At 26.1% G+C, this 6,261-nt stretch carries 11 protein-coding genes; all 11 read left to right on the plus strand.

Translation table 11 applies throughout. From position 1 onward, the window contains the following. Positions 1 to 457, plus strand: a 457-nt coding sequence (locus HMPREF1321_RS08370; RefSeq protein ID WP_034575936.1) for an ADP-ribosyltransferase domain-containing protein, incomplete at its 5' end; no start/stop codon positions are given. After that, entirely contained in the window at positions 457 to 930 is a 474-nt protein-coding gene (locus tag HMPREF1321_RS08375; RefSeq protein ID WP_009422209.1) for a hypothetical protein, read from the plus strand. The genes HMPREF1321_RS08370 and HMPREF1321_RS08375, both read left to right, overlap by 1 nt. Before the next feature lie 4 nt (positions 931 to 934). Further along, positions 935 to 1,393, plus strand: a complete 459-nt coding sequence (locus tag HMPREF1321_RS08380; RefSeq protein ID WP_009422210.1) for a hypothetical protein — start codon at positions 935 to 937, stop codon at positions 1,391 to 1,393. Positions 1,394 to 1,467: 74 nt separating this feature from the next. Beyond that, entirely contained in the window at positions 1,468 to 1,824 is a 357-nt protein-coding gene (locus HMPREF1321_RS08385; protein WP_034575937.1) for a hypothetical protein, read from the plus strand. 547 nt (positions 1,825 to 2,371) lie between these two features. Next, entirely contained in the window at positions 2,372 to 3,097 is a 726-nt protein-coding gene (locus HMPREF1321_RS08390) for a hypothetical protein (RefSeq protein ID WP_157461811.1), read from the plus strand. Positions 3,098 to 3,208: 111 nt separating this feature from the next. Continuing rightward, positions 3,209 to 3,562 carry a hypothetical protein gene (locus tag HMPREF1321_RS08395; protein WP_034575938.1) on the plus strand — a complete coding sequence of 118 codons (354 nt, stop codon included), beginning with the start codon at positions 3,209 to 3,211 and terminating at the stop codon, positions 3,560 to 3,562. A 33-nt stretch (positions 3,563 to 3,595) separates the two neighbouring features. Next, positions 3,596 to 3,949: a hypothetical protein gene (locus tag HMPREF1321_RS08400; protein WP_009422205.1), complete on the plus strand. Its 354-nt coding sequence runs from the start codon at positions 3,596 to 3,598 to the stop codon at positions 3,947 to 3,949. Further along, a complete protein-coding gene (locus HMPREF1321_RS08405; RefSeq protein ID WP_034575940.1) occupies positions 3,946 to 4,305 on the plus strand; it encodes a hypothetical protein in 360 nt (119 codons plus the stop codon). Before HMPREF1321_RS08400 ends, HMPREF1321_RS08405 begins: the two co-directional genes overlap by 4 nt. Positions 4,306 to 4,384: 79 nt before the next feature. Further along, complete coding sequence (locus HMPREF1321_RS08410; protein WP_157461813.1) at positions 4,385 to 5,272, plus strand: hypothetical protein; 888 nt, start codon at positions 4,385 to 4,387, stop codon at positions 5,270 to 5,272. Beyond that, on the plus strand, positions 5,248 to 5,697 hold the full coding sequence (locus HMPREF1321_RS08415; protein ID WP_009422207.1) for a hypothetical protein: 450 nt from the start codon (positions 5,248 to 5,250) through the stop codon (positions 5,695 to 5,697). Before HMPREF1321_RS08410 ends, HMPREF1321_RS08415 begins: the two co-directional genes overlap by 25 nt. Positions 5,698 to 5,930: 233 nt before the next feature. Further along, positions 5,931 to 6,170 carry a hypothetical protein gene (locus tag HMPREF1321_RS08420; protein WP_009415438.1) on the plus strand — a complete coding sequence of 80 codons (240 nt, stop codon included), beginning with the start codon at positions 5,931 to 5,933 and terminating at the stop codon, positions 6,168 to 6,170. Positions 6,171 to 6,261: the final 91 nt, after the last annotated feature.

The following is a 6,261-nucleotide window of genomic DNA, read 5'->3' on the forward strand; positions in this document are numbered from 1 at the left end:
TTATACAACCAAAGAGGGATATAAGAATTTTAATAGAGCTCTAAGAGGTGAAATACCTATGACTGATTTTTATATCTCTCAGAAAAACTTAATGAACCAAGCGTTAAATAAATTACCTAAGTATAATAAACCTGTATATAGAGGCTTAGGCAAAGAGGGATCTAAATATTTTTCATCATTAAAAAAGGGAGATAAAATTACAGAAAAAAGTTTTCTTTCTTCTTCATTAGATGAAGATGTTGCAGAATTATTTATGTATAGAAATAATGGGAATACAATCCTAATTATAGAGTATAAGTCTGGTGTTTCAATAGCTAATATTTCACAATCAGGTTTTGAAGGAGAGATATTATTAAAGTCAGATAGAACATTTATAATAGAAAATAAAATATTTAAGCCACGATTTGATGAATCAGATCCTTTGATTCAAGAAATTTATCTAAAAGAAATTGAATAATGAAGAATTTAGAGGAAAAAATAGAGTTTTTAAAGGAACAAAAAGTTCCTCTTGAAGAAATTAGACTCCTTGAAATTTTGAAAAAAGAAGAAGAGTGGAATTTATTGTCAAAAAAAGAGAAACAGAACAAACGAAAATTTGCAATATCTTTTTTAGAAAGAGAATCTCATAAAAATATCAATATAGAATATGAAAGAAATATTATTAAACTATATGATATAGGAGAGAATATCATCCATAATACAATGTATACAGATAAAATTTATCTGAAACGACTTTGTATATTAATTAATATACAACAAGATTTTATAGATGAAATGGATATAAATAATCTTTATAAAATAAGAAAAGTAGATATAAATATCATAGAAAATCTATTTAAAGAGATAAGACAAGAAGATTCTCAAGAATATCATAGTCTTAACCTCAATAACTATTTAATCCTATTTGAAAAAGTTTGGAAAAAGAAATAATTATATGAATAATAAATATAAACAATCTATACTACATAATGAAATAGAAGATTTCCTTTTAGGAAAAGGAAAGTATTTTGTTATGGACAGAGATAGAGGAGAGCATGACAGTACAGATATTTATTCAGAGATCTTAGAATATTATTTATTAGAAGGTGAAAACTATGAATTAACGGAGAAAAATATTATTAAAATATTGAAAACAAAAAAAGATATTTCAGGAGAAGATTTGTTACAACTTTTAGGAATATTATGGTCATATTTTGTGCATAGCTTCAAGGGAGATAAAAAACTAAAGAAAGAATGGAAAATTTCAAAAGAATTAAAAGACTTATTTATTAAAAATATAGAAACACTTAATTTTAACAATATAGAAACATACAATAATATTAAATGGATTATTATAAATCTAAAAAGAAAATATAACTTTGATATGAGCTTATCAAATGATGAGTTTATATAAGTATTGATATAATCAAAGATATGGATTTTTTTAAAGATCAATTTAAATGGGAAAAAGTAAAAAAATTCTAAAATATGACAAATAAAGATTTAATAGAAATGTTGAAGCATTCTAATGTTGATAATTATTCAGACCCCTTTGCTAAAGATTATGTATCTTGGAGTATTCTTGGTAAAGATTTAGAAAATAGATTAATTTTTATTTCAGAAGTAGAAAATTCTGATGATGGTATCACGATGGAAGAATGTCATACAAATGAGAATTATTGGTCTGCAAATTATCCTATATCTTTGAATTATTACCCTTATAATAATTGTAAAATTTATAAGGACATAGATTATAATTCTTTTTATTTCATTTATACAGAATGGGGAGGGCACTCACCTGAAAAACGTTGTAGGTTGATTCAAGAAAAATTGATTGTGACATAATCTTTAGACTCTATTATACATTATTTAGTAATACTTAACAAAGTTTGAAGAAGAAAGGAGATGATCCTATCATTTAGGAGAAGAGTCTTATACACTATTAAACGGCAGAAGCATCTTTTCCTGCTCCAAATAACATTGTAATATACACTTCTACAGCAGAAATAGAGAAAGTACTAACAACGCCTATATTACCTAATGGTAAAAAAGGAGGAGGTTTTTTACAGATGAATAAGATAATTTCAAATAAGAATAATCTTATTAGAGTATTTGAGAATGATTTAAATTTAATATCATAGACAATGCTTTTAAAACTTCTCAAAATAATAATCCATTACCATATACGAAAACGGGGATGACTGGTTCAAAGACAAATATTATCCCAGAATATGTAAAATTAAAATGATATTATTTTTAAAGGAGGGGAGACAATGATTGTGTATGATAATAAAGGAAATATTGTTTCAAGGTATGAGTATATAGGTTTTGATGAAAATAATAAAGTATTGGTCAATAAATGGATAAAAAAATAATTTTTACGGGTAGAAATATGAATTGGTTAATATTTAAGGGAAGATTAGAATATTATACCATTAACTCTGGTAGAATAACTCAAGGAGTTAAAACTGAACAATTGTTAAGTAATCGACTATTACTGAAAGAAATAATACAGAATGGTTTTGATAGTTATGAAAAAAACTTTGAAGGTAGGGAAAAAAATCTTTGGGATAATGGAACGGTTACTTACAATAGACAAAATAAGAAATTCTATATTCCTATCTCCGAAAATTTTATAGAGTTTTATCAACTAAATTGGACAAGCGACAATTGGAATAAAGAATACATTACATTATCCAATACTCATTTGAGCCAAGATAATATAGATTCGTTTTATGAATTCTCAATTTTAGTAGAAATAGAGGGCATACGTATTGGTGATGTAGATAATTTTGGTGACAAAATCTGTTTTTCTTTTCCAAATGATAATCAAGAAGTAAAAAATAAAATGATAGAATTATTTGGAGAACCACAAGTTCATCCTCAAAATATGGACGATAAATATGGACAATTTGCCAAAAACTATTTTTTTATTGATCGAACACGAATGGATAAAATCATCGGAATAAAAAAATACCGAGATACATCAACCATTGGTCAGCCAGATGGTGAACAATTTACAGGAAAACAAGAAGAAATCATTTTAGACTTGCATAATTTTGATGAAAATATTTATAAAGTTTTCAAAGAACATCAAATGATTGATTTAGAAAGTTAAAATATTAAATAGCTAAATAAAATATAAGAAATATCTACTACATTAACTCTCATTTATTAAATATTGCATTGATTTTTTAAAAAATCAATGTAATAGTAGTAAAGTAAAATTATGGATATAGGAAATATTTTTAAAATAAAAAAAACAGATTCTTTAGAAATATGGAATAATGTAGAAAGTTTAGATAATAATATATATGTTGTTAAGGAACTAGATAAGACAGTTCGATTTGAATATAATAATTGTTATAAAAAGATAGAGGTATTTTTAAAAGAACTTATTCCTTTTACTTTTTTTAATAGTATCATGAAAGAAGATTTTATAGCATTGTATAATTTTTATGATGAACAAACTTATTTCAATTTTAATACTAATAATAAGAAGATTAATCTAATTTGTGATAGATATTTTGTGAATAATTATCAAAATGCAAAAATAAAAGAGTTTTATATTTCTTTTGAGTAATCAAAAACCTTCTATAGTACAAAAAAAGAGCTTTTGCAGAAGAGAGGTAATTTAAGAAATGAGATTATAGGATACTATCAAAAATGGCAAACAGGAAGTACACTACCCAAAGGAAACTATTGGACTTTTGATAAACCAACATCTATTTCAGAAGTGATAGGAGGTACAGCAGTAATGCCTGAATGGAATGGGATGACAAAAATTATTGAAATAGAAGCACCTTCTCAAGGAATATATGTTTGGAGAGGGGTTGCTGCTAGGCAACCTACTTCTTTAGTAACTAAAGATTTCTTTTTGAAAGGAGGAATAGAGCAAGTAATTTTTGATTATAAGCAAAATAAGATAAATCTCCCAGAAATAACAAAAAGTATAAAAGAATTAAAATGAATGAAATAATAAATCTTATTCAAAATAAAATGGGTTTAATGAGAAAAGAATTAGAAAAGAAAATCGAAGAAATTCCTTTTTGGCAACTAAAAACTCTTTTCTCAGAGAAAGATTTATATTCTTCACAGGAAGAATATAAAAAAAGTATATTAAATAACTATGAAAAAACAAATTTTTTATATCAAATATTAGAGAAAGATTTATCTATACTTAGAAATAATGAAAAAAAGGAATTAAATCTTTTTTCTATATCTCCGAGATCTTTAGAAGGGAAAGGATACTCTGAAAATCAGATAGAAGAATTTTATAAATTTATTGATAAAATAAAAGAATTATTAGAGGTTAAAAAAGAGTAAAAATTATCAACAAAGTTGTATTACAGTACGTCGTGCTTAGGCACTGGCAGAAGTAGTGGGAGCTGTGGGGGACATAGGAGTGAATGTATCACAGCATATAGACCCTAATAGTCTTTTAGGGCAGGTTGTAAACAGCTACAACTTGGCAATGGGAGTTATAGGGATAAAGAATCTTGGACAAGCAGGTTATAAGTTTACAAAGAACCTACCACAAGCTACAAAAAATCTTCTACAGAAGAATGGGAATTTGAGAGTTCAACTCGCTAAAAGATATCAGGATTGGAAAAAAGGAATAGAGAAATTAAAGACATTAAATAAAGAAGAAAGAGATTTATTAGATAAGCAAGAAGAAGTATGGAGAAGTTTGGGATTTGTAGATGATTTTAAAAATCTCATTTACAGAAATGTAAGTTATGAAGATTTTATAAAAACTTTTAATGCTACAGATGAACAATACAAAATAGCATTTAAGCTATGGGGTGAAGAAAAATGGGATGAGCTTTATAAGTTCTTTAAAGAAAATAGAATAAATGAATGGAATGGAGTTGTATGGCCTCCTTTTAATGGGGCAAAATCAATTCTTAAAGTAGAAAGAGGAGAAGAATTGGCTGGAAAAGTCTTTGATAGGTTTCAAGTAGGTAAAGATGCAGAAAAATTGGATGGAAGATTTGCTAGTCCTGTACTTAATAGTGCTGAAGGAGTAGAAGATTTAGTATTTACTTATGATTCAAGAGCTTTATCTAACCCTATAACAGAAGGGACTTACTATTATAAATTTAAAATGAAAAAAGGATTACCCTCAAACTTAGAATTTGAATATGCAGAAGCTATTCCTTGGTTTAAATTACAAGGAACAGCAGATCAGATTAGGTCAAGTGAAAAATTTTCAGAAATATCAGGACATATAGAAATTATAGAGGTTTTAAAATTTGAAAAAGGAAAATGGAAAATCCAAAAATTAAAATAATAAGAGAATTTAAAGAATACGCATATTATAATCCTTTGAATGTTTTCAAAGGACTAAAAAAAACAGGAACTAATATTAATATATTTGGCAATCAAGTAGCTATTTGTATTTCTGAAGAAGATATATCTTTTTATATTTGGTTTGGAATAGTAGGAGATATTTTTAATACAAAAAAAATAGATGTTGAAACCATTCCTTTCAATCATTCTATAATATTAAAAACAAAAGAAGAGACTACATATACGATCTATTTTCAAAGTTATCTAAACAGATTTTTTATGCTGTTGTCATCCTCCAAAAGAAGTAAAGAATCCCAAAGTCTATTAGAAGATATGTACGGTGATGATATTTTTCACATTTATGGGATATGGGAGGTAAAACTCTCAAAAGAGTTTGAACAAGAGTTGTTTTATTCAGAAGATTAAATATTATTTTGAATAATACAATAGAAAAATAGAAGAAAGGAGATAGAGAGAATAATTTTGATTTTAAAAAGTTGTCAGAAGATATCCGTAATAATTATGATAAATACAAGGAAAGAGAAGTTTTCCCTTTTCTATGATGATAATTTAATGATTATTAGAGTTTAGTCCTTATCTTAGTCTTTCTAAAAGCTTAAAAGACTCATATGCTATAAAAAGATATACATTAGAATATTATGGGAGAAATAAAAGAAATATATATAAAAAGATGGGATTATATTTTGTACGAAATTGATGATAAGAAAATATTAACTGTAATGTTTTTCGCTTCTTACGTTGATTATCCGAGAAGTTTTTATTTAGAAGGAAGTGAACTTAATTTAAATTATGATGAATTATCTGTTCTTGCAGAGAGGATTAGATTTAATTATGATGCTTTTAAAAATAGAGAGATAATTCCTCCTATTATGAAATAAATTCTCATTGTTCTCGTTAGACAAAAACTAGTATAGGTAACTCAATTAGACAATCCTTCTCAGGCTGAAAAGCAATTAGTGGAGAAGCAAG

Source organism: Capnocytophaga sp. oral taxon 412 str. F0487 (assembly GCF_000271925.1).
In the GTDB taxonomy this organism is placed as follows: domain Bacteria; phylum Bacteroidota; class Bacteroidia; order Flavobacteriales; family Flavobacteriaceae; genus Capnocytophaga; species Capnocytophaga ochracea.